Origin of the sequence: Leptolyngbya sp. 'hensonii' (assembly GCF_001939115.1) — a bacterium.
Lineage (GTDB): Bacteria > Cyanobacteriota > Cyanobacteriia.
The window spans coordinates 75107-98849 of sequence record NZ_MQTZ01000042.1; the positions used below are offsets into that span (position 1 = coordinate 75107).

Consider the following 23743-nt stretch of genomic DNA (forward strand, 5'->3'; position numbering starts at 1 on the left):
CCCTAGTTATCCACCCGTCCGAACCTGACTCTCAACTAGCTGCTGATGCAGTTGCTTCCAGGTCTGAGCCGGTTCCCGACACAGGAGACCCTGACAAACCAGCCCCACCGCACCCACAGGCAAATCCTCTGTAGTCGCCAGGACGGTTGCCGGTAAGTACCGACTGGCCAGAGCATTGAGTTGATCAGCCGGGACGCGCACCAGCGTCTGGTTATAGAACCAATCCAGGGCTGTGAAAAGGCTGGGGCAAGCCTGGGGGGTACGCTGCAGGATACTTCCAAAAGATTGTAGGGCCTGTTCTGCCCGATCGAGATAGTCCAGATTTTCGCTCAAAAGCGCCAATCGGACCAAGTTGGCGATCGCAACGCCATTGGCTGCAGGAGTGGCATTATCCACATAACTGCGCTCCCGCACAATCAGATCTCGCCCTGCATCAGCGGCTGTGTTGTAGTAGCCTCCCAGTTCCACGCTCCAGAGAAATTCATCAAATTCTTCCTGAACCCGCATGGCCTGCTCCAACCAATTTGTCATCGGTTCTGGGGCGGCACCCACAACCACCAGGCTGGCTTGTTGTAAATCCAGCAGCGCTTTAATAAACAGGGCATAATCCTCAGACTGGGCCAGGACTGCGATCTGCCCCTCATAGTTCAACCGGTGGAAGCGCCCATCCTGCCACTGGTGTTGCCGAATAAAATTGGCAGCCTGGATCGCAGGTTGCAAATAGTCTGAAGCCTGAAAGGCTGTCGCAGCACGGGCCAGCCCAGAAATCATCAGGCTGTTCCAAGCCACGATCATCTTTGTATCCGTAACCGGTGGAATTCGACCAGGCCAATCGTGGCTTTTCGCCTCCTGGTTGTTGCGAGCGGGTGGAAAAGTGGTCAGGGTCTGACGATTTTCCCCATAGCGAATCTGAAATAGCTTATCCAGAGCAGATTTGAGGTTTACACTCAGGACACCAATTTCGTACCGTTGCAGAACGCTTTTCCCTTCAAAATTACCCTCCGGCGTAACGGTAAAGTTTTCAATGAGCTCAGCGAATTCATCCGCCGTTAACTGGGCCTCCAGTTCAGGATAGGTCCAGACATAAAATGCGCCCTCCTCCGGTTCAATATCATGCGCAGTGTGGAAGCTATCCGCATCCTGAGCGGCATAGAAGTAGCCAGCCGGAGCTGTCATTTCCCGCTGGAGCCATTGCAAAGTTCCCGCGATCGCCGTTTCAAAGGCCGGTTCCTGAACGCCAGTAGTCCAGAGATTCGCCAGGTATTCCATAATCTGGCCATTGTCGTAGAGCATCTTCTCAAAGTGAGGCACAGTCCAGTTGGGGTCTACCGTGTAACGATGGAAGCCACCCCCAACATGGTCATAGATGCCACCCAGGGCTAGCAAGATACCCCGCTGAGTAGCCAACTGACGGGCATTGTCAGGCGACTGCATCTGAAACCGGGCAGCACGCAAGGTCAGATCGGCGTAAGGAATCATGGGAAAGCTGGGACCCGATCCCCGAGGGCTCAGCACCCCCACCGTCTTTTCCACACCTTGCCGAAACTGATCCGCATTCAGAACCTGCCCGGGCTGGATCAGCACCGAACTCTGGAGTGCCCCCAGAATTTTTTCCCGAATCCCTAGCAGTTCTTCCTTGTCGGTATCGTAATAGCGGCGCAGTTCCTGCAATACCCTCAAAAAACCGGGTCGGCCATAGCGGGGTTCTACCGGAAAATAGGTTCCCCCATAGAAAGGCACCCGATCCTCCGGTGACAGAAACACATTTAACGGCCAGCCCCCCTGCCCTACCATCATCTGCAGAGCCTGCATATAAATGGTGTCCAGATCAGGCCGTTCTTCCCGATCGACCTTGATCGGAAGAAAGTAAGTGTTCATGTACTCCGCGATCGTGAGGTCAGAAAATGCCTCCCCCTCCATCACCGTACACCAGTGGCAACTGGAGTAGCCGATCGACAGAAAAATGGGCTTATTCTCTCGCTTCGCCGTTTCCAGGGCTTCATCACACCAGGGCCACCAGTCGATCGGATTTTCGGCATGCTTCCGTAGATACAGGCTCTGAGACTGGGCGAGACGGTTTGGCATAGCAGGGTTGAGGGTTCGGTGAGCACTCCCAGTTTAGGATATTTACGCCAAGACACAGAAAAGGCTAAGCACAGGGCTGATAGTCTCTGCGGTGCATCTCTCCCGGTGACGTAACGGATTACGTAAATTGAAGAAAACCCCTCAAAAACTGCGATTCAGTGAATTCACCCTGTATGAATGAAATAGAGTTCCCTGCTTGACCCATGTATTCAGGCAAAACCATCCCTTTACCCGCCCGGTTGCTTGGCTCTACCACCCTGGCGGCGATCGTCTGCACTGATGTCTTGGCCTCCACTGCCCGCATCCACACAGACCAGGAGCAGACCTTAACGCTGATCCGCCGCGATCACCAGACCATGCAGGAAATCTGTCAACGCTACGATGGGCAGATTGTCAAATCTCTGGGAGATGGGCTCATCCTGCGGTTTGCCAGCGTTAAGTCTGCGCTTCTATGTGCCCTGGAATTTCAGGCCACCCTGGCCACCCGATCGGAGCAACCAGGACTGCAACATCGAATTGGGATTCATCTGGGAGAAGTGGCCTTCGGACATGAGGACGATCTGCTGGGGGATGCCGTCAATATTGCCGATTGTCTGCAGCATCTGGCCCAACCGGGGGGGGTTTGCCTGTCCCGATCAGTCTACGATGCGATCGTGGCCAGCCTCCCCATCCAGCTCCAGGACGGCGGCTTAGTTCACCTGAATGGTCTGGCATCAGAAATGCGGGTCTACCATGTGCTCCCGGCCTATTCCTTAACCAGTGCAGGACAGAGGAACTCATCGGATCAACTGGCCGCCATCAGTTTCACAGCAGTGGTTGATTACAATACCCGCATGCATCAGGATCAGACCTTGACTCTGGGACAACTGCAGCGCGATTTTCAACTTATGCGGGAGGTTGGCCTGCGCTACGAAGGGAAAGAGATCAAATCCCTGGGCTATGGTCTGGTGATGGCTTTTGCCAGTGCCGAACGGGCTGTCACCTGGGCGATCGAAGTGCAACGGGCCCTGGCAGTCCAGACAGCACGGTTGGACCAGGAAGACAATCTGGAACATCGGATCGGCATCCATCTGGGGGATGTGGAGTTTCGGGATGGGGATGTCATGGGGGATGTGGTCAATATTGCAGCCCGACTCCAACCGCTAGCAGCGCCTGGTGGAGTCTGTCTTTCCCAGGCCGTTTATGATGCTGTCATGAGCGGGTTACAGGTTAGCGTGGAGGATGGGGGTCTGCAGAACTTAAAGGGAATTCCCCACCCGGTGCGGGTCTATGACATTCCACCCCCACCACCCGTCACCATTACGCGGCGAAAGGTGTTCATTTCTTATCGGGCCAAGGAGCCTGATTTGGGTCTGGCCAGGGAGTTTCACCATGCCCTCACGGCTGCAGGTCACGAAGTTTTCATGGCGGGAGAGAGCATTCGACCTGGTGAAGACTGGGTGCAGCGAATTGATGCAGAATTGCAGCAATGTGACTACCTGCTGTTACTGCTCTCCGAAAAGGCCGTTGCCAGTGAGATGGTCACGGAGGAAGTCCGTCGGGCCAAAGGGTTACGGGATTTGAGCCCCGATCGTAAGCCCGTGATTCTGCCCATTCGGGTCAGTTTTCCCAGAACGGCCCCCCTCAATTATGACCTGCGGGGATTCCTCAATCGCATCCAACAGCGGGAGTGGGAATCGTCCGAAGATACTCCGGCACTCCTGGAAGAATATCTGGACCTGATTGAGCGAGGAGCCCTGTTGGAGAGTGTGGAAGGTTCGGAACTGACCCTGACCCCGGTAGTCGAGCGTTCCGATCTACCACCCCTGCCTGTTGCTGAACCAGAATTGCCGGGGGGGCAAATGGATGTGGCCTCTGCTTTCTATGTGGTGCGGGAGCCGATCGAGTCCTTCTGCTATCGGGAAATCACAAAAAATGGGGCCTTGATTCGGATTAAGGCTCCCCGACAGATGGGTAAGACATCCCTGATGGCCCACATTCTCTACCAGGCCAAGCAACAGACCTATCGCACTATCCCTCTAACGTTCCAGCTCACAGATGAGGCAGTCTTTACGGACCTGAACCAGTTCCTGCGCCGCTTCTGTGCTCTGGTCAGCCGCAAGCTGGGCATTCCCCTGAAGCAACTGGACGAATACTGGGATGACCAGTATTTCGGTCCCAAGGATAACTGCACTGAATTCTTCGAACAGTGCATCCTGGCTAACCTGGAAACTCCGCTGGTGCTGGCTCTGGATGAGGTCGATCAGGTCTTTGTCAATCACCGGGTCGCTAAAGAATTCTTGACACTGCTGCGGGCCTGGAATGAACAGGCCAAGGTGAGTGATATCTGGGCCCAGTTGCGGCTGGTTCTGGTCCATTCTACGGAAGTCTACATTGTCATGGACACGAACTCTTCTCCCTTTAATGTGGGACTGCCGATCGAGCTGCCGGAATTCACGCCAGAGCAGGTCGCCGATCTGGCCGATCGTCACGGTCTGATCTGGACCCCAACCCAGATCCAGCAACTGATGGCCATGATTGGGGGGCATCCCTATCTGGTTCGAGTCGCCATGTACTATGTCGCTCGGGGGGATGTCAACTTTGCGGAGCTGTTGCAGATGGCCGCAACCGAAGCAGGGCTCTATGGGGATCACCTGCGCCGCCACCTGTGGAACCTGGAGCAGCACAAGGATCTAGCAACTGCAATGGCTCAGGTGGTTGCGTCCGAAATACCTGTGCGTCTGGATGCAGAGCAGGCATTCAAACTCCATGGCATGGGCCTGGTCCAGTTGCATCAGAACAAAGTGACACCCCGTTACGACATGTATCGCCTGTACTTCCGAGACCGGTTGGGAGGGTAAAGATGCTTGAAACGATCGATCTCTCAAACCATAGCTACCAGGTTGGGGGCAGTCTTGCCGCTGATAACCCGACCTATGTGTTCCGCAGCGCGGATCAGGATCTGTATGAGCGCCTCCAAGCTGGCGAGTTCTGTTATGTTTTCAACGCTCGCCAGATGGGAAAATCCAGTCTACGGGTCCAAACTATGCGACGCCTGCAGGCAGAGGGAATCGCCTGTGCCGCGATCGACATCACGACGATCGGCAGTCAACAGGTCACGCCCATGCAGTGGTACGCAGGCATCATTGGGCAACTGATCAGTGGGTTTGGGCTGGGTAGCCGAGTCAACCGTCGCACCTGGCTGCGGGAGCGAGATACGCTTACCCCTGTAGAGTTGCTGGGGGAGTTTATTGAGACCGTGTTGCTGGTGGAGATTACCCAACCACTGGTCATCTTTATAGATGAAATTGACAGCATGCTGAGCCTGGTCAACTTTCCCAGAGATGACTTTTTTGCCCTGATCCGGGCCTGCTACAACCATCGGGCCGATCGGCCTGCTTATCAACGACTCAACTTTGTCTTGATTGGGGTCGCTAATCCCTCCGAGCTGATGCAGGATAAGGGCCGCACCCCCTTCAACATTGGTCAGGCAATTGAACTAACAGGATTCCAACTCCCAGCAGCGGCTCCCCTGGTGAGTGGTCTGGCCGATCAGGTGCGCGATCCCCTGGCGGTACTTCAGGCCATCCTGGATTGGACGGGTGGACAACCCTTTCTAACCCAGAAATTGTGTCGGCTGGTGGTCGAGGCAGCGGATCATGGGGCAGACTCCAGCCCTGACCGCTCTCCGACTGACCTGGTAGACCACATTGTTCAGGCCCGTATCCTGAGTGATTGGGAATCTCAGGACATCCCAGAGCATCTGAAAACCATCCGCGATCGGATCCGACGGAATGAGCTGCGGGTGCGGCGGATGCTGGGGCTGTACCGTCAGGTGTTGGTGACGGGGGCGATCGCGGCGGATGATAGCCTGGATCAGATGGACTTGCGTCTGTCTGGGCTGGTGGTGAAGCAGCAGGAGCACTTACAGGCTCGCAATCCCATTTACCAGCAAGTCTTTAACCTGGATTGGGTCGATCGGGAGCTGGATCACCTTCGCAGTTATGCCGATGCGCTGAAAGCCTGGTTGAAGTCCGATCGACAGGATCAGTCCTGTTTGTTGCGGGGACAGGTCTTGCAGGAGGCCCAGAGGGAGGTGCTGGGCAAAAGTCTGAGTGACGAGGATTACCAGTTTCTGGCCGCCAGTCAGGATCTGGCCCGCAGCCATTTGGAAAGTGCCCTGGATCTGGAGCGGCAGGCCAAAGAAGCCGAACGGCTGGCCAAGGAATCGGCCAAACGATCGCTGGACGAGGCCACCCAGATCCTGAATCGGGCTGAAAAACGGGCTCGTTCTCGCATCCGTCTCGGCTTCCTTGCCTTCAGTCTGTTAACGTTGACGGGGGTGGCTGCAGCCTCCATCATTGCTGGACTGGCCATTCAAGAAGCCAATCGGAATGTGAATGAAGTTCAGGGGATCATCGATCGGGTGATTGGGGACATGACCCAGGAGCAGGCCAAACATAACCAGATTGGGGCTCTGCTGATTGCCCTGGAAGCCGCTCAGAATCTGCAGGATATTGCGGTGAAGAACAGTACATTGCAGCAGAAATATCCCCATGCCCGCCTGATGATGGCCTTGGGCCTGCTGGAAGCCCGTCCCCATGAGGAGCTGCGACTGGCCCTGAGTCAGATTCTGGGCAATATGCGGGAGTATAATCAACTGAAGCAATCTGCCACGATTGCAGTTGTTGCCTTTAGCCCGGATAGTCGTTCTCTGGCCATTGCGTTGAGGAACGGCAGGGTAGTTCTCTGGGACCAGAAGACCCAGAACAAACAAGTATTTGAAGCCCATCGGGAGCGGATTACCAGTTTAAGTTTCACGCCGGACGGCACGAAACTGGTGACGACTTCTGCAGACAAGACGGCCAGCCTCTGGAATCTACCAAACCTGACCCGCAATCCCCAGCCACTGATACGTCTGCACCATCCTGATCAGGTCACAGGGAGTAGTATCAGTCCGGATGGAAAGCTGCTGGCCACGTCATCCAGCGATCGTAAGGTTCGGATCTGGAGCATGGCTGGAACCCCACTGCAGGTGTTAACCTATCCCTCACCCATCCGGTGGGTCAGTTTTAGTGGGGATGGCCGCTATCTGGCGATGGTTGTCGATGGATCTCCCCAGATCTGGGATTGGAATATAGGTAAGCCCCTACAAATCTTGAAAACGGAAGGGAGTGTGAATCGGGTCAGCTTCAGTCCTACCCGTCCAGTTCTGGTCTCAACCGCTTTTGATGGGTCCATCAACCTTTGGACACAAGATCCAGGCAGCGCCAACTGGCGATCCGTTCAGAAGCCGATTAAACAGCACCAGGACAGCATTCTTGGTCTCAGTTTTGGCAACCATGGGCAACAGTTTGCGACGGTATCTACCGATCTCACGATTCGGATTTGGTCTTTGCAAGGGAAACAGGTGCTGAAACTGCACCAGCAATCTTCAGCACGGGGGGTTAGTCTCAGCCCGGATGGTAACTACATCGCCACCACATCTTCCGATCGCATCGTTCGCCTCTGGAAGACCCAACAGCCAGAGGCCCCAGGCCAACCCCAGAAGCTGGCCGAACTAGATGTGCTGGTCGGTAAGGGTTGTACCTGGTTGCAGGATTATTTTGTCAACCATCCAGAGGATCTGCAGAAACTGCCAGTCTGTCAGGCCGCGCTCAAAGCCAGTCTTCCTGATAACACCTGGAAAACCTTGACCAATTCCACATCTGGGGAATTCAGAACAGCTTTTTGACCCGATCGGCCACCCTCTGCCAGAGCGGCTTCGGGGGTTTGGGCTGGAACGGGGACACGGCTGGTTTTTCTTCGTTCAGATAGCGGTAATGTTCCCAGATTTCCCAATAGGGACAACCCGGCTGTATCCGAAATCCGGCCCAATGGAGATATTGCAACGGTTGATTCACATTGGGATCTATCAAACGACCCTTGTCATCAAACACAAAATGCTTGCTCCCTGCCCAACTTCCCGGTGCGCCCCCAGACCGATGCACCACATTGAAGCGGCGAGCCACCCGTTTTAAGATCATGTAGTTGATGATTGGCTGATCCGAGGTTTTCTGGGAGAAATCAAAATACTCGGGATGGGCAGCACAATCTCTAAAACTTTCGTATAGGTCAGATTCGGAGAGTAAACCTTTTTTAGAGGCCCAGAAGCCACCATTGAACAGACCTTTCAGATCAGCTTCAGTGAAGACCTGATCCTCCAGAACTTTAGGACTAAAGACATTGGCAATTCCTCCAGCATGCTGATAGTCATAGCAGAGAAAATCGTAGTCTTTGAGATAATCTAGAACGTTAATTAAACGATCGAAGACAACAATATCTGTATCGATATAGGCGAATTCATCTAGGGGACCAAACCAGCAGGCTTGCTTGCGAAACTGATTCGGACGGGCGAAAAAATTCTCCCCGAAAATCTGCTGCAGTTGTCTAGAAAGTCGATCGATAAACTCTAAATCAGCAAAAGTTTGAACCCCAAACCGCTCTGCTAGAGTGGCAGCAACAATTTGATACTGATCATCGTAGGGAATCAGGATCACCGGGGTATCTGGGTCGTCAAGGCGAATACTATTTAACAGGGCGATGGCCTGATCTAGTACTTTATCGTTGGCAGTAATATAATATCCCCGACTCATAAATTCCCTTCACTGTATCAGGTTTAATTTTTTCAAAATTCTGGTGGCCAAACTCGGACCCTGATCATAAGGTTTGGGTTTGCCCATCAGCTTGGGCCGGTTTTCTGGCTCTTTCAAATAGCGATAATGCAAAAAGATATCTCGATAGAGAAAGCCGACGTTTTCACCAGCACAGAGTTGGGTAAAGACTGTGGAAGGCAGACCAATGAAATGAAGATAGGTCAGTCGATTTCCATGATCATAGAGAATGTTATTTCGGGCTTCAAAGTGGAGGGAAGTTACAGAGTTGCCAGTGATTTTCTCTGGAGGTAATTGGAAGGCTAGATTACAAATGGAGAGGGATGATCGCATCACCATGTAGTTGAGGATTGGTTGATCTGCAGCCATCGGATATAAAACTTCCGCTTCACCTTCCCGCAGTTTGCTGAGTAGCCATTCTCGTTTTTCCGCATCAAAAATTCCCCGTTTGGTCACATACATCCCTGAACAGAAAATCTCAGAGTTGATGCGCTCAGGTGGGAAAAGCTCAGAGAGCTTAGGGGAGGAAACTTCATAGACATGGGTCGGATCTTTGTGCTGAAAATCGTAAACAACCCAATCATGATGGTTAAGGTGCTCAAAGAGTACATCCACAGGAGCCATCAGCAGAGTATCCGCATCCATATACATGAAGCGATCGAAGGGACCGTCAAACGCAGGTAGGCGGCGGTGGGCACCCATCCGCCGGTAAGGTTCTTTCCAGCGCTGATGGGCTGTAGGATGGGCATCCCAGATATCCCGGACAAATTGATCCCACTTTTGGATCGAGTCCTGATCGTCATAGAGCTGGACGTTAGGCCGCCGTTCTATCTCTGCTTTAATCAACTCAACCCGATCGTCGTAGGGAAACACACAAACAGGCATGTTTGGCCCCATCATCACTTCAATGCTATTCAGCAACGCAATGAGTTGGTCGTAAACTCGATCGTTCGCTAACGTACAGATGCCGTCCATAAGTCTGTTTTAGGGTCCTAGGGTAATCTTTACGCGGAAAGCCGTTGGATGAATTCAGAAAGCCAATTGAGAAGATTTAATTTGTGAAGAATAATTTGTCTGGCTTCAGCGATCGCAGCCCTGGCCTCATACCAGGCATCTGGCGTCGCCGTCACCTCCCGGATATAGGCCAAACCTTTTTCATCCAGGCTGGGCAGCCGGAGAAAACTACCGGGAGGCAGGAGGCGATCGGCGGCTGACCCTCCATGGTAGATGGGCAGACACCAGGCCAGAAGTGCATCCCAAAGCTTCTCAGTTACATAGAGGTCATTGTCAGCATAGTTCTCAACGGTTAGATTGTAGGTGTAGGGAGCCATCCCATGCCACTTTTTATCCAGTGCCCCCCAGGATTTTGTCCAATCTGGTAAGTTGCGGCCATACAGATCACAGTCCAGGCCGCTCTCACAGATCAGTCTGAGAAAATCCAGGCGTTGACGATGCCGAACTGTACGGTCAATCCCAGAGGTGATCCAACTCAAGGGTCTGACTTTCTCTGGCGGAGGCATTTCATTGAGTTCCCGAAAGGCGTTTCCGTGGTACCAGATCGCTGGCATCGGCTCCGGGTGAGGTGCAAACTGGTCCGGCCCGGAAATATACCCACAGTAGGCGGCGGCAGCCTCATAATTTCTCCGATTCTTGGCCACCACTTCCTCCAGGGGAGGTTCTCGCAATAGATAGAGGATCCGCTCTGCAGGAAGACCCCGAACTTGAGGCTCCACAAAGACCTGTTTAATTAGGGGCGATCGCCGCAGGCGATTCCAACCCGTTTTGGGCTGGGGTAATTTCTGGTAGAAATCATACTGGTACATGACCAGGAAGTCTGGTTCAGGAGCCTGAGCCATCATCTGGATATTTCCCCAAGCACCGAAAGGTTGGGGTGTTTGCTGCCAGAGCCAGTCAGACTGGTTCATGCCAGGATAGCTGCTCATCATCCCTACGATTTTCTTCCCCATAATTCCCCGATGCTTGTCCTACATTGAATTGGACCCTGCTACGGGCCGTCTCTAGTTTTTGATACTCTTTTCAATCACTTCCAGTGTTTTCAGGAGTTCTATGGTGGCCTGATAAGCTTCCTCAGTTAGCTCGAACCGTTCTTCCTGGTCTTCGACCATCCCGCTGGATACCAGATTAAAGTAACCCAACACTGAATTCATGTAGTTACGGACCTGGTAGGAAGCATTGGTCAGGGTTTCTGTTGGAATTGTAGATTTGGGAATCGGAATCTGGGCTTCTGCAGCAAACTGGATCGCGTAGAGGCGTTTGTAATAGCTCCCTTGCTGGAGTAGCTCTTCATGGGTACCGACTTCGACCACCTGCCCCTTATCCAGAACAGCGATCTGGTTAGCCCGCTGGACCGTAGAGAGGCGGTGGGCAATAACGAGGGTGGTACGATCGCGACTGAGGTTATCGATCGCAGCTTGAACCATCTGTTCAGAGACAGTATCCAGGGCACTGGTGGCCTCATCTAGAATCAAAATCTCTGGATTTTTCAGGAGTGCTCTGGCAATGGCAATCCGTTGCCGTTGCCCTCCAGATAACATCACCCCTCGATCCCCAATCGTTGTGTCTAATCCCTGAGGTAATTGCTCCACAAAGTCATAGAGATTAGCCCGCTTCAACGCAGTAATGACTTCAGTTTCTGTCGTGCCAGCCCGACCATAGGCAATGTTGTTACGGAGAGAATCATTGAAGAGAAAGGTATCCTGGCTCACAATTCCCATCGCCTCCCGCAAGCTGTGGAGATCAAACTCTCGCAGGTCTTGCCCATCGATCGCAATACTGCCAGCCGTAGGGTCATAGAATCTGGCTAAGAGATCAGCCAGGGTGGATTTCCCTGCCCCTGAAGCCCCTACAATTGCCAGAGTTGTTCCCTTGGGAAGAAATAAATCTACCTCTTTAAGAACGGGTTCGGCACTTCCAGGGTAGGCAAAGGAGAGACGGTTAAAGCGAATCCCCTCTTGCATCGATTTAAAAGAGGCCGAACCATTAACCATAAAAGGCTTGTCATCTCGCCTCAGCAAGTCATAAACCACAACAAGCCCTGCAGCGGCATTGGCAAACTGACCTCGCTGGGTATTTAACTGGCTGACAAAGGGCAGAAGGCGGAATAGAACCAGCAAATAGGTGAGCAGAAGAGCTGAAAAGGTTTGTAAATTACTGGCGAAAAAGATCCGGCCAATGAGCACAATTGCAATCAAGGCGATGATGCTGGCTACTTCATTCAGGGGACCGATCGCCGCAGAATTTGCCTGAGATTGAAAGTCAATCTTCTCCCGTTGATCAATTAACTGCTTAAGGTGCTCATATTCTTTTTCCTCATTGCAAACAGCTTTGACTAATCGAATCCCATTCAGAATCTCCAGGATGCCAATAGAATAAAGTCTGGAAGCATCAGAAAGCTGTTGACCAAAGGCCTTAGCTCGGGAAATAATCGATTGATTAATTAGGACGACAAAGCCAAGTACCAATGTCGAGGCCAGGGTTAGCTGCCAGGAAATCGATAGTAAAAGTACCAGAAAAACCAGGATTGTAATTCCAGTAATAATGAGCTTAATAAAGGTGCTAACAGCCGTTGCAGTTCTGGCGACTTCTCCGCCCAATCGGTTCGTTAAATCTCCGATTCTATTATTCACATAGAAGCTCAGATCAACTTCTAATAAGATTTTGACCCCCTTCTTTCGGAGATCTCTCGTCATCGATCGGGTCAGATATCCTGACATCAGAACACTTAAATAACTGGCCAGGTTTTTGAGAATAATCAACAGCACAACTGCCCCTAAAAGGAGCGGTAGTCGCTGATCTTCTGGCCATCCCTGAAAGGGATTGATTATTTTTTCAATTAGGGGTGGAGCCCCCTTCAGGTCAACCGTCTGCCCCAGAAAGCTCAGTAAAATAGGGACAATTAATGTTGTGCTAACCCCATTAAAAACAGCGCCTGAAAACCCTAAAATAATGGTTGAAAGCACCTGAGACGGATAACGCTGAATAAATTTGAGGATAAATGTGCTGGGAGACATAACTAATTAATTATCCATTTCACGTTAATGGGTTCTGATCGTTAAATTTGTCCCCAAGATTTGCCTGCCTCATCCCTGTTGATGTATTCACGTCAATATCCGTCTGTCTGTGTTCATGTTATAGCTTCGAAAGAAGCTCTGAGAGGATAGGAGCCATCACATCAATGCTATAAAGTTCTACACATCTTTTTCTGGCCCGGATACCCTGCTCAATTGCCAGGTTAAAATCCTGAAAAATCTTGCGGATCATCTCTGCCAGTTGATTCGGACTTCCTGGATCTACCAGATAACCTGTGTTATCCAGGATACTTGGAATATCTCCAACCCGAGTCGATAACACAGGTTTCCCCATTGCCATCCCATCAGTCAACTTTAACGGAAATTGGGATCGGGCTGTTAGGGTATCTCGTTGGGGAACCACCACAATGTGGGCAGCAGCTAAAATCTCTGGCATTTTTTCTACTGGCGATCGGGGTAGATAAATCAGCCACCGTTTCCAGCGTCTCATTAACTGTTGGTCGTAGTCATCATAAGGGCTTCCCCCCACAATCACCAGGCGCAGATCCGGCTCATTCAATTGGTCCAGAGCCATCAGCAAGTCTTCTACCCCTTTATGGGGACGGGGTGCCCCCGGAAACATAAGAACGCGATGATCCGACAGTCCCAGATGCTTCCTAACTGTTTCTGGATGATAAGGCTCTGGGTTAAACAGAGTTGTATCCTTGCCGTTCGGTAAATAGACACCGCCAAACCGTTGCTTCAGGAATTCTGTATCTACAGTTAGAGCATTGGCCCGAGGCACCAGTTTCTCCATCCAGCGGATGTAAAGGGGATAGTCCGGATAATGGAGTGCGCCATTGGGCTTAAACACATCCCTGTAGAGTTGCTTGGGACCGGACTGATATTTCCAGTCATCACCCCCGTACCAACTCATCTCCCAGTCATCCATATCTAAAATCACCGGTCGGCTACTCCCTAACCGCTTTAAAAGGGCAACCCCAAAGCTGGCAGGCTTCGGTTTTGCAGCATAGATGATGTCTCCACTGATCTTGGGTAAGGTCTGCCGAATAGCTGAGAAGAAACCAGGATATGGACAGCCGGGAGTAGAGACGATCGGTAGCTGATCTGGGGGTAACGCGAACAGAGCCTGACCGAAAAGAAATCCCACGATCTCAACGTCATACTCCAGGTGCTTGAGAATTTGACCCAGTAAAAATCCCCGAACCGCCCCTCCCCCAGAAAGATCACTCACAATCACTGAAACTTTAGTGCGTTGCATGTGCTTGTTAGAAATGGTGATAACAAGTGAAGGCGAACTCGTAACCCTCTGAGATGACCCTTATCGGGTTTCCCCGTTAAAACACGTACTTTCTAAGTTCAGATTGTACTCAACTCCTGAGTCCACTGATGACTGTTGCCGGTTTTCTCCGTCAAAACACGGACGGTTCTGCAGCCGAAGCAAAGCGGTCTGATACAACTGCCAAAAACCCTTCTCACTGGGGGAGTTGCTATAACCGTTAATAGCGCTACAATTCCTCTGTTCTTGATTTCCTGGCTACCTGATGTCGCCTCATCTTCCCTCCGTTTCAATGATCGTGAGCGATCTATCTCCCAGTGGAGCTGGTCGTTGGGGTGGGGCAGTGCGCCCCTTTTTGATCGCACAGGCGTTGCAAAAACTAGGCTGTTCTGTCGAAATTCTCGGCTTTGGTGGAGAAGGAAATCCAGAGCTTGTCTCCAGTCCAAAGCTACCTATCTATTCCTTTCCAGCCCGTCCCTATCCCGGCTTTTTGGAATCCAGTCGTCAGCTTTGTCGCGCAATTCAGGGCGATCTGGTCTATGCTTACAAACTCAAACCTTCCAGTTTTGGCCTTGCCTGTCTCTACAAACGTTGGACGCGAAAGCCATTGTTTCTGGATATTGACGACTGGGAGATGAGTTGGCATGGTGGCGATACCTGGCGTTATTCCCCAAACCCCAAGCAATTACTCCGAGACATCGTGAAAAGAGATGGGGCATTGCGACAACCGGATCATCCCTTTTATTTGCAAAAAATTGAATCCTGGGTGAAGTTAGCAGATGTGGTCACAACCCATAATCAGTTTTTACGATCTCGCTTCAGTGGTTACTACATTCCCAACGGCAAAGATGTCACCCTGTTTGACCCAAAGCTGTACTCCCCAGAAGCAAGCCGTCAACGCTATGGACTCGCCAACTATCGGGTCCTGATGTTTCCAGGTGCACCCCGTCCTTACAAGGGGGTGGAAGATGTATTGGAAGCTCTAGAGCAATTGAACGAACCAGATCTGCGCCTCGTAATTGTAGGGGGCAGTCCCTATGACGACTACGATACTCAACTGAAAAAACGGTGGGGGAAATGGATTATTCAACTGCCGAAAACACCTGTTGCCCACATGCCCGCTGTAATTGCCGCCGCTCATGTAGTGGTAGTCCCGCAGCAAAATGAGCCCGCCGCCCAGGCTCAATTTCCGCTTAAGCTGACAGATGGTATGGCTATGGCAAAGCCGATCCTCGCTACCCAGGTTGGTGACATTCCTCTGATATTGGGAGAAACAGGATATTTAGTCGCTCCCAGTGCTCCAGATCAACTGGCCAGTCAAATTCAACATATTTTTAGCCATTGGGAGGAAGCCACCGATCGGGGGCTTGCTGCCCGCGATCGCTGTACTACTCATTACAGTCTTGATGCCATGGCAACTCAACTCGCTAATATTTTTGCAGAGACTCACCTTAACAGAGACTGAGTCGAGTTCCCCGGTTCAACTACTGCAATGGAACTTTGGAAATCATGTCGCCTCTGCCTGCTCACATACGCCCCCATTGATCACCGGATGTATTGTGACAGCGATTCTGGATTCTAAGGGGCTAGATTGGGAAGACGTTCGTTTAGCTGAAAGCCGATGATGAGATTTGAACTCACGACCGTTCGATTACGAATCGAATGCTCTACCACTGAGCTACATCGGCACATCCGATCATTTAGTATAGCAGTTGAGCCCTTGGTGGGTGTATCTGTCTGATTGATCTCTCTATAGAACTTGAAATCCTGTGCCAGAAATCCCTTCCCAGCCTTCCCAGCAGAAGCCGGCCTCTCAAAAGCCTGAAAAGTATGCCCGCCTGCGGGCTGAAATCAAAGCTCCCTATCGCGGTTTACGCAAATTTGTCTACATTGCCTTTGGAGCCTCCGGACTGATTGGGGCTGTCGTATTCCTGGCCCAACTGGCAGCTGGTCAGGATGTCGCCACCGTACTACCAAATTTTGCCCTACAACTTGGTGTTGTGGCTTTGATGGTATGGCTATTTCGCATCGATCGAGCCTCTAATCGTAACTCAGATTAATGCGGAAACCTAAGCCCTCAAAAAGGGTCAATCCAGATAGAATCTCTACTTCCCCTAATCCCATGCGGTCAGCTTTCTTCACTCTCTCAGCCAAGCAAATAGCCACTGCAATCCTTCTGATAGGCTGCGCTACTGCCGTCTCCTGGAATACACCTCAGGTGCTGGCAGCTGAACAAATTCTGTTAAAGTACCAGGGTTTTGAAGTTCCCATTTCAGTGCAGGAACTAAAGACCCTGGCAGAAACTGGAGAAGCCCCTCCAACATTGCAGGCTTACATTAGTTTAACGAACCAAGATCCTCAGCAAGTTCGCCGCGCCTTAACCCAGGAGGTTAAGGTTAATCCCTTGCTTCTGGACAATATTTTAAATAACCCTGTAGGGGAAGCCTTACTGGATCGAATTGGCCGTGTCGTTCATACGCCAGCCAGAAAAGCAGACAGGCAAGCGATTCGATCGGCTATTACCTTATCTGCTCTACCCGATGGCCGTGTTTCGTTATTAGAAATTATTCAAAAGTACCCAACTGCCGATGTTCAGGTTGAGGGCGACCAGTTGGTAGAAGCCTACGAACAATTGAGCCGAATTGAACGACTGCTTCGCGATGTCAATGACTTATTCCAGGGTATCCTTTAAACCCATAAGAACCCCCTGACCCCTAATAAGCCAGGGTCTCAAGTGTTTCTCGGAGATAAAGCCGAACCAGGTAATCAAGGCCGGAAGGGGTTGATTGGACCTGTTCATCAGTGGACCGTTCCAGTTGCCAGCGTTGAAATCCTGAACTGGAGGTAATAACTTTCTTTAAGTTATCCCAAAGCTCTTCTTCCGCAGAATAGTTAGAGATAGAAGGGGAGGAACTCATCATATGCACCTTGTAAAAGGAAAAGGGGCAGTACTAGCAGAGGTTAGCCAGCGTCAATTCCGATTCAGACTTAACTTCCACAGTTAATTACTGACCAGTCCCCCGGCTTAGTGACCTACTATTCTCCAGAATAACCGACTTATAAATTCTGTGTGTGTTCTCAATAACAGTGAGCAAGAATCTACCAGGGATCTGCATCCTCCCCTAAGGAAGAATCCTCTCCAGAAGGGGGTGAGGCCAGCGGAGGAGCAGCAAAATCTGGAGGCAGGGGTGAAACTGGTGCTGGTTGAGAAGGAACGACGATCTTGGGTAAAAGTTGATTCACTTGAAACCCAGGAATTAGAAAGCTGTGTTGGATTTGCTCAACAGCGTAAGGCTCGATCGCCGCAAAGGTAGATTCAGTCGCCAGTAGAACAGTAAAAACGCTCAGAGGCACAAGCAGAAATAAATTACAACCCAAAAAAGCCAGCCCTGCCAGGAGCAACCCTCCCAATCGCCAAGTCGATGGGAAGGGAGCAACCCCAGCAGCGATGGGGGCCAGGCGATAAAGTTGCCATAGGCATGCAATTAACAACGCAGACCCTGTAATAGCAACCAGCTTACTTTCCTGGCGCTTAAATAAGGCTAAGATTTGGCGTTGAACTGGAGTCAACTGTCCGGGCTTAATAGCAACAGCAATCAGGCTAAAGATATAAAAAGGACGCGACCATTGCATCCACACAATAGGCAAGACCCCTATTGTGGCTACCAGTAAGATCTCCAGCCCAACGGGCAGAACTGGATCGCCAACGGACAACCCCATCAAACAGAGTCCGAGGAAGATGGGCAGGGCAGCCAGTCCTGCAGCATGGACCCACAAAAAAGGCTCAGACCAGAAAGAACGCATAGAGAGATAGGCAACAATGAGTTGAAATAAAACCCGGTAGGCAGATGTGGTCCTATATCCCTACCTTCAAGGCTAGGCGGGAGACAAAGTTCGCCGCTTCGCAACCATCCGATAGGTGTCGATAATATCACCCTCCTTCCAGTCGTTGAAGTTGTTGATGCCAATACCGCATTCGTAGCCAGCATTAACCTCACGCGTATCTTCCTTCATCCGCTTGAGAGAATCGAGGGTCCCTTGATAGACAACCGTGCCGCTGCGCAACACCCGCACGTTACAGTTGCGAATCGCTTTGCCGGACAACACATAGCATCCAGCCACCATACCTCGACCAACTGGGAATGTGGCTCGGACTTCCACCTGACCCAGATGCTCTTCCACCAGTTCTGGTTCCAGCAGACCTTCCATGGCCCCCTGAATGTCATCCAGCAACTTATAGATAATGTTGTACTCTCGAATATCAACAACCGCCTCATCAGCCGCCTGACGAGCACCACTGGCCAGCGTGGTGTTAAATCCAATAATCACAGCTGCACTGGCAGCCGCCAAGTCTACGTCAGTTTCGGTGACTTCTCCCGGAGCCGACAGCAGAACTCGCAAGCGAACTTCATTCTGAGGTAGTTGTTGCAGGGCAGCCAGAATCGCTTCTAGTGAACCCTGAACATCTGCTTTCAGGATCAAATTCAGTTCCTTCAGCTCACCTTCCTTAGCCCGTTCGGACAGAGAGGTGAGGGAAACCTGTCTGGCAGCCAAAGCCCGCTGTTGCAGACGAGATTGACGTTGTTGATCAGAACGAGCTGTCGCGATCGCACGAGCCTCTTTCTCATCTGGAAAGACCTGAAATTCGTCGCCCGCTGCGGGCACATCACTCAGACCCAGGACTTCAACTGCAAATGAGGGGCTGGCGGCATCCACGCGCTTGCCGCGATCGTCCACCATCGCCCGCACCTTACCCAGGGAAGAACCTGCAACCAGGATATCCCCAACCCGTAGCGTTCCGTTTTGAACCAGCAAGGTTGCTACAGGACCTTTGGCTTTATCCAGGTGAGCCTCAATCACTGTTCCCTTAGAGAGTCGGTCCGGATTAGCATAGAGATCTTCAACCTCAGCCACCAGAAGCAACATTTCAAGCAGCGTGTCCAGATTGTCTCCTGTCATGGCGCTCACGGGAACCATGATGGTGTCGCCCCCCCATTCCTCTGCCAGGAGACCAAATTCGGTTAGCTCCTGCTTCACCCGATCGGGCTGAGCGTCTATCTTGTCTATCTTGTTGATTGCAACGACAATCGGGACTTCTGCAGCTTTCGCATGGCTGATGGCCTCGATGGTTTGAGGTTGAACACCATCATCAGCCGCCACAACTAGAACTGCGATATCAGTGACCCTTGCCCCTCGAGCTCGCATGGCGGTAAAGGCTTGGTGACCGGGAGTATCCAGGAAGACGACCTGCTGCATATTGCCCTCATGCTCGACATCCACATGATAGGCACCAATATGCTGGGTAATACCACCCGCTTCTCCCTGAGCGACTTTGGTCTTGCGAATAGAATCCAGAAGCGTCGTTTTACCATGGTCAACGTGACCCATGATAGTTACGACAGGAGGACGCCGCTGCAGGTTCTCCAGATCCTTAGCATCCAGCATCTCAGTGAGTTTTCGAGCCTCCGATTCTTTCTCAGCTGTCTCTACCTCAACTTCGAACTCTTGAGCCAGAGTTGTTGCTGTCGAGACATCCAGAGTCTGATTAATGTTGGCAGCAATTCCTTTGAAAAACAGGGCTTTAATAATATCCGTTTCAGGAATACCCAGCATATCTGCCAATTCCTGCACAGAAACATTGCCTGTCAGGGTAATTTTTTCCGGACGCTCACGCTTGATTTCTTCCCGACGATCGCGGCGATGACGACCAAGGTTCTCGCCACTGGTGGGCTTCTTACCCTTGGACGGGGCTGCAATCGGAGCCACCATTTTGGGTTGCCCCGGCCGACCTTTGGGTTTGGGAGGTCGGGCTAGAGAGAGACTAACCTGGACGATCGGCTCCGGAATTGAGACATCATCTCCAATAAAGTCTTCCTCAAAATCATCATCCAGGCTGGGTTGATTCCGTCTCTTACCTTTGACCCCAACCTTAGCAACTTTCTGTGGGATTTCCTGCAAATCATCTTCTTCTTCCTCCCGATCCTTAACCCGTCGGGGTTTGGGTGCAATCGGGCGACGGGCATCATCCCCATCCAGAAGGGGGATAGGCTGACCGTCTGGGCCGTTTCCTGGTGCCATGGGCGCACGACCAACCGGTTGCCCTCCGTCCTGAGTAGGCTTGTCCAGGCGAGGACGAACAACTTTAGGTCGTTGCAGTTCAGGAACTTGAGGCCTGGACAGCAATTGAATATCATTGACCCCAGATTCCGAAGGCCCTCTGCGACGCTGTGCATCGGGAGAAGCCGCATCATCAACCTGTCGGTTTTGAGCGGATTTTACCAGGGGAGGCCGATTCCCTGAACCAGTTGGAGCATCCGCTCCCCTGGATTGCTTCAGCACTGGTCGATCGACCAGGGCAGGGCGACTGACCGTCCCAGTTGAGGAATTCGCTCTGGATGGTCGCTCTACCAATTCTGACTGGCGATTAACCTTAGCCGATACTGTAGGCTTCGCCTGAGGTTGTGGCTGCTCAGGCTCCTGAACAGGCTGCTGCTTCACCTGGGGCTGTTCATCATCAACTGGATCAGGCCCAACCAGATTTAATTCAGGCTCTTCCGGTTGGTCTACCTGGGGCACGGCAACGGGCAACTCATCGGGTTCAGGAGCTTCTTCTGAACCTGAACGAACCGGACGATTAGATAAGGTTGGATTTCGCAGAGCAGGCCTTACCTGAGGTGAACTAATTGTAGGCGCTGCAGCCAGAGGTTGGGTCGCCTCTTCAGCACCAGCATTCCCCTGAGAACTGGCGGCACCAGGAGCATGCCGCCGAATCCCCAGGATTTGTTGCTTCTTGACGATCGGCTTACTAACCGCCTCTCTGGGCGAAGAGCCTGTTCCCGGACTACTAGTTATCGGAGACTTATTAGGGGTCGAGTGGCCAGATGAGTACTTGGGAGCTGCTGCACGAATTCGGTCTGCCTCTGTCTCCGTAATTGTGCTGCTATGGCTCTTAACCAAAATATTCAAATCAGCACAGACGGTGAGTATATCCTTATTGTCCAAATTTAATTCCTTTGAAAGTTCGTAAACTCTAACTTTGCCGCTATTCATCCACTCTCCCCTCTTCGTACCGATTGCCTGTTACATAGTGACCTGCTAACGCTTCACAACTAACTACAACTTGTTGAGTCTAGCACACACAGAGCATGCCACAGGAGCTGGTAAAAGTCCTGGGGAACTTGTGTTTTGAGCGATCGGCTCAGTCGATTTTTTTTCTGGGCCGTCTGCAGACAGCTTTCTTGGGGACAAAGATAGGCAGACCTTCCCATCCCCTGGTTCAATTGTAGCTCCTGGGATGAGCAAACTCTGACAACCCTAAAAAACTCATGCTTGGGAGCAATTCGACCACAACTAATACAGCGTCGATACCCAGGCCGCTTTTTTGGGGGCTTTTCCGATGAAGCACAAAGTTCTGCCAAGCGGGAATACTTCCAAATTGAGGTTCGTCCAAAGCAAGCCCAATTTTCAACTTAAATCTTCTGGTTCATCTGTTTCCTCTGGCTCATGCTCAGGTTGGTCTACCCGTTCTAAATCCTGAGAGTTTTGCAGATCCTGCTCTTCATAGTCAAGTTCATCATCCGCATAATCCTCATCAGCGTAGTCATCATCTTCGTCGTATTCCTGGCTGGCCATAGATTGCCGACGACTTTCCAGGATGGCTTCTATCTTACGATTTTCAGCTTCATGGTCATATTTAGCCACATCCTTAATATCGATTTTCCAACCCGTCAACTTGGCAGCCAGTCGGACATTTTGCCCTTCTTTTCCGATCGCGAGGCTTAACTGATCTTCAGCTACTAGAACGTGGGCCTGGTGTTCCTCTGGATCAACCAATCGGACTTCATCGACACGGGCCGGACTCAGGGCATTTGCGATATACGTCGCAGGATCGGGAGACCAGCGAATGACATCAATTTTTTCTCCTCGCAATTCATTAACCACAACCTGAATTCGAGAGCCTCGGGCTCCAATACAGGCCCCTACTGGGTCTACATCCCGTTCCAGGGTATCCACCGCAATTTTAGTTCGAGGGCCAACATGGCGAGAGGGTGGATTCGCCTCCCGGGCTACTGCCACGATCCGAACGATGCCATCCTCAATCTCAGGCACTTCATTCTCAAACAGATAGACAACCAGGGCCGCATCCGCTCTGGAAACTAGCAGTTGAGGCCCTCGCTGAGAACCCTCCCCAACCCGCTTCAGATAAACTTTGAAAGTTGCATTGGCTCGATAATTATCATTGGGAAGCTGCTCTCGCTTGGGAAGTTCTGCTTCCACTTCTGGTTGACCAAAACCACTCACAACCGCCATGATCACAGATTGGCGTTCGAAGCGCAGAACCCTGGCCTGGAGGACTGTATTTTCCAGATCCTGAAATTCCTCTTGAATCAACTTGCGTTGCTGATCCCGCAATTTCTGGGCCAGCACCTGTTTAGTCTGGATCGCCGCCATGCGTCCAAACTCACCCTGATCAGGAGTGACATCCAGGATGACCGTATCTCCAAGCTGAGCCTCATCAGCAACTTCCTGGACCTCTTGCAGCGCGATTTGATGATCTGGATTATCGACAGCTTCTACGATCGTTTTTGTTGCTAAAACACGAAATCCTTCTTCCTCAATATCCAGTTCGACCTCAAAGTTATCGAAGTAAGTTTCATCAAAACTGGTGCCGTCCATTTTCTGAGTTCGTCGATAGCGCTCGTAGCCCTTAATCAAGGCTTCCCGCAGCGCAGCTTGAACCGCATGTTTTGGTAAATTGCGATCCCGACTAATGCTATCGATTAATTCTCGTAGACCCGGCAGTTCTACCATCGACATAAGTTTAGTACTCCGCTTCCATCATCAAACTTGAGCAGTTGTGTCATCCTGCAGCTAAAGCGCTATCAGCCCATACCAACGCTGCAGAAAAACCTTAAATGCTATAGCTGTTGTCTAATTGGTGGGCAGTGCCCCCCTGCGCCTTGTCCCACTTCAGATGGCTACTGCCATCAATGTTGAATCGTTAACGCTCCTCATCCAGTTGAACTTTCATAACCTGCTCCCGAGCAATCTTGATTGTTCGTCCCTTTTGATTTAAGTAAACGGCTGTCTCATCTCTTCGAACTAATTTGCCATGCCAGTCCCGTTGAGTTTGGTTTAGCTCGATCGTACTCACGACAACCGGAAACCCTTTGAAAGAACTAAAGTCTCGATCGTTGGTTAAGAGATGGGAAACCCCCGGACTGGAAATTTCTAATACATAGCGATCGGGAATGATCCCCGCCGCATCCAGCGTAGCCTCCAGGACTCGACTCATCTGTTCACAATCATCTAGCCCAGTGTCCTGGGCTGGATTCCGAATATCAATCCGCAGTACGGGGGGATTGTAATTGGTATGAAAGGCTGCTCCGACAACTTCCAGGCCAATAGACTCAGCTACGGGTGTAGCCAGTTCAATGACCTGGGGAATTAGGGGATGGGCCATATCGCAATAACCTCATTACACCAATAAAAAAAGTGGGTTGACGCCCACTCCTCATGAAAGACCGTAATTCAAAGACCGTTTCATGAAATCCGGCAATAGAGAAAATTCCAGGAGCACACATTGCAGGGACTTGCTAAAAGCTTAGACTTCAAGATTCTCAACCTGAAGGTCTTGGTCTAAGCAATTTCAGCCTGTAATGCCTAATCACAACCTAGATCAGGCAACTCCTGACAGA

17 protein-coding genes and 1 tRNA gene are annotated in these 23743 nt (G+C 51.3%); 5 read left to right on the forward strand and 13 right to left on the reverse strand.

Translation table 11 applies throughout. The features are described from left to right. Positions 1-6: 6 nt before the first annotated feature. A complete protein-coding gene (locus tag BST81_RS14560; RefSeq protein ID WP_075599233.1) occupies positions 7-2085 on the reverse strand; it encodes a thioredoxin domain-containing protein in 2079 nt (692 codons plus the stop codon). Positions 2086-2288: 203 nt separating this feature from the next. On the opposite strand from BST81_RS14560, the gene BST81_RS14570 reads away from it, so the two are divergent. Both BST81_RS14570 and BST81_RS14575 read left to right on the forward strand, forming a co-directional pair. Beyond that, positions 2289-4925, forward strand: coding sequence for an AAA-like domain-containing protein (locus tag BST81_RS14570; RefSeq protein ID WP_083636878.1), 2637 nt, complete (start codon positions 2289-2291; stop codon positions 4923-4925). Between the two features lie 2 nt (positions 4926-4927). Next, positions 4928-7798, forward strand: a complete 2871-nt coding sequence (locus tag BST81_RS14575; RefSeq protein WP_075599234.1) for an AAA-like domain-containing protein — start codon at positions 4928-4930, stop codon at positions 7796-7798. On the opposite strand, the gene BST81_RS14580 is transcribed toward BST81_RS14575, so the two are convergent. The 5 genes from BST81_RS14580 to BST81_RS14600 form a co-directional block, all read right to left on the reverse strand. Further along, positions 7782-8699: an Npun_R2821/Npun_R2822 family protein gene (locus tag BST81_RS14580; protein ID WP_075599235.1), complete on the reverse strand. Its 918-nt coding sequence runs from the start codon at positions 8697-8699 to the stop codon at positions 7782-7784. The genes BST81_RS14575 and BST81_RS14580 overlap by 17 nt on opposite strands. A gap of 9 nt (positions 8700-8708) precedes the next feature. Further along, a complete protein-coding gene (locus BST81_RS14585) occupies positions 8709-9692 on the reverse strand; it encodes an Npun_R2821/Npun_R2822 family protein (protein WP_075599236.1) in 984 nt (327 codons plus the stop codon). Positions 9693-9721: 29 nt separating this feature from the next. Continuing rightward, the gene (locus tag BST81_RS14590; RefSeq protein WP_075599237.1) at positions 9722-10684 is read right to left on the reverse strand and encodes a glycosyltransferase family 10; all 963 of its coding nucleotides are present in this window, start codon (positions 10682-10684) and stop codon (positions 9722-9724) included. Positions 10685-10735: 51 nt separating this feature from the next. Further along, positions 10736-12748, reverse strand: coding sequence for an ABC transporter ATP-binding protein (locus tag BST81_RS14595; RefSeq protein WP_075599238.1), 2013 nt, complete (start codon positions 12746-12748; stop codon positions 10736-10738). A gap of 118 nt (positions 12749-12866) precedes the next feature. Continuing rightward, positions 12867-14027: a glycosyltransferase family 4 protein gene (locus BST81_RS14600; RefSeq protein WP_075599239.1), complete on the reverse strand. Its 1161-nt coding sequence runs from the start codon at positions 14025-14027 to the stop codon at positions 12867-12869. 310 nt (positions 14028-14337) lie between these two features. Between BST81_RS14600 and BST81_RS14605 the strand changes: the two genes are divergently transcribed. Beyond that, positions 14338-15510, forward strand: coding sequence for a glycosyltransferase family 4 protein (locus BST81_RS14605; protein WP_216351353.1), 1173 nt, complete (start codon positions 14338-14340; stop codon positions 15508-15510). A 151-nt stretch (positions 15511-15661) separates the two neighbouring features. On the opposite strand, the gene BST81_RS14610 is transcribed toward BST81_RS14605, so the two are convergent. Beyond that, a tRNA-Thr gene (locus BST81_RS14610) sits at positions 15662-15733 on the reverse strand. Between the two features lie 81 nt (positions 15734-15814). Here BST81_RS14610 and BST81_RS14615 point away from each other — a divergent pair. Continuing rightward, positions 15815-16105: a DUF3493 domain-containing protein gene (locus BST81_RS14615; protein ID WP_253188293.1), complete on the forward strand. Its 291-nt coding sequence runs from the start codon at positions 15815-15817 to the stop codon at positions 16103-16105. Positions 16106-16167: 62 nt separating this feature from the next. After that, positions 16168-16737: an alpha/beta hydrolase gene (locus BST81_RS14620; protein WP_075599241.1), complete on the forward strand. Its 570-nt coding sequence runs from the start codon at positions 16168-16170 to the stop codon at positions 16735-16737. A 22-nt stretch (positions 16738-16759) separates the two neighbouring features. Here the strand turns inward: BST81_RS14620 and BST81_RS14625 are convergent, their stop codons facing one another. The 6 genes from BST81_RS14625 to rimP form a co-directional block, all read right to left on the reverse strand. Next, positions 16760-16966 carry a hypothetical protein gene (locus BST81_RS14625; RefSeq protein ID WP_075599242.1) on the reverse strand — a complete coding sequence of 69 codons (207 nt, stop codon included), beginning with the start codon at positions 16964-16966 and terminating at the stop codon, positions 16760-16762. Positions 16967-17144: 178 nt separating this feature from the next. After that, on the reverse strand, positions 17145-17849 hold the full coding sequence (locus BST81_RS14630; RefSeq protein ID WP_075599243.1) for a low-complexity tail membrane protein: 705 nt from the start codon (positions 17847-17849) through the stop codon (positions 17145-17147). 72 nt (positions 17850-17921) lie between these two features. Next, complete coding sequence (gene infB, locus BST81_RS14635) at positions 17922-21095, reverse strand: translation initiation factor IF-2 (protein WP_075599244.1); 3174 nt, start codon at positions 21093-21095, stop codon at positions 17922-17924. 59 nt (positions 21096-21154) lie between these two features. Then, positions 21155-21463 carry a YlxR family protein gene (locus BST81_RS14640; protein WP_075599245.1) on the reverse strand — a complete coding sequence of 103 codons (309 nt, stop codon included), beginning with the start codon at positions 21461-21463 and terminating at the stop codon, positions 21155-21157. A 46-nt stretch (positions 21464-21509) separates the two neighbouring features. Then, complete coding sequence (gene nusA, locus BST81_RS14645) at positions 21510-22862, reverse strand: transcription termination factor NusA (protein ID WP_075599246.1); 1353 nt, start codon at positions 22860-22862, stop codon at positions 21510-21512. A gap of 184 nt (positions 22863-23046) precedes the next feature. After that, positions 23047-23508, reverse strand: a complete 462-nt coding sequence (gene rimP / locus BST81_RS14650; protein ID WP_075599247.1) for a ribosome maturation factor RimP — start codon at positions 23506-23508, stop codon at positions 23047-23049. Positions 23509-23743 lie beyond the last annotated feature (235 nt).

Excerpts from the sequence above, each read along its gene's own strand:
- BST81_RS14560 (WP_075599233.1), bottom strand. The coding sequence starts at position 2,085 with ATGCCAAACCGTCTCGCCCAGTCTCAGAGCCTGTATCTACGGAAGCAT.
- BST81_RS14570 (WP_083636878.1), top strand. The coding sequence starts at position 2,289 with ATGTATTCAGGCAAAACCATCCCTTTACCCGCCCGGTTGCTTGGCTCT.
- BST81_RS14575 (WP_075599234.1), top strand. The coding sequence starts at position 4,928 with ATGCTTGAAACGATCGATCTCTCAAACCATAGCTACCAGGTTGGGGGC.
- BST81_RS14580 (WP_075599235.1), bottom strand. The coding sequence starts at position 8,699 with ATGAGTCGGGGATATTATATTACTGCCAACGATAAAGTACTAGATCAG.
- BST81_RS14585 (WP_075599236.1), bottom strand. The coding sequence starts at position 9,692 with ATGGACGGCATCTGTACGTTAGCGAACGATCGAGTTTACGACCAACTC.
- BST81_RS14590 (WP_075599237.1), bottom strand. The coding sequence starts at position 10,684 with ATGGGGAAGAAAATCGTAGGGATGATGAGCAGCTATCCTGGCATGAAC.
- BST81_RS14595 (WP_075599238.1), bottom strand. The coding sequence starts at position 12,748 with ATGTCTCCCAGCACATTTATCCTCAAATTTATTCAGCGTTATCCGTCT.
- BST81_RS14600 (WP_075599239.1), bottom strand. The coding sequence starts at position 14,027 with ATGCAACGCACTAAAGTTTCAGTGATTGTGAGTGATCTTTCTGGGGGA.
- BST81_RS14605 (WP_216351353.1), top strand. The coding sequence starts at position 14,338 with ATGATCGTGAGCGATCTATCTCCCAGTGGAGCTGGTCGTTGGGGTGGG.
- BST81_RS14620 (WP_075599241.1), top strand. The coding sequence starts at position 16,168 with ATGCGGTCAGCTTTCTTCACTCTCTCAGCCAAGCAAATAGCCACTGCA.
- BST81_RS14625 (WP_075599242.1), bottom strand. The coding sequence starts at position 16,966 with ATGATGAGTTCCTCCCCTTCTATCTCTAACTATTCTGCGGAAGAAGAG.
- BST81_RS14630 (WP_075599243.1), bottom strand. The coding sequence starts at position 17,849 with ATGCGTTCTTTCTGGTCTGAGCCTTTTTTGTGGGTCCATGCTGCAGGA.
- infB (WP_075599244.1), bottom strand. The coding sequence starts at position 21,095 with ATGAATAGCGGCAAAGTTAGAGTTTACGAACTTTCAAAGGAATTAAAT.
- nusA (WP_075599246.1), bottom strand. The coding sequence starts at position 22,862 with ATGTCGATGGTAGAACTGCCGGGTCTACGAGAATTAATCGATAGCATT.
- rimP (WP_075599247.1), bottom strand. The coding sequence starts at position 23,508 with ATGGCCCATCCCCTAATTCCCCAGGTCATTGAACTGGCTACACCCGTA.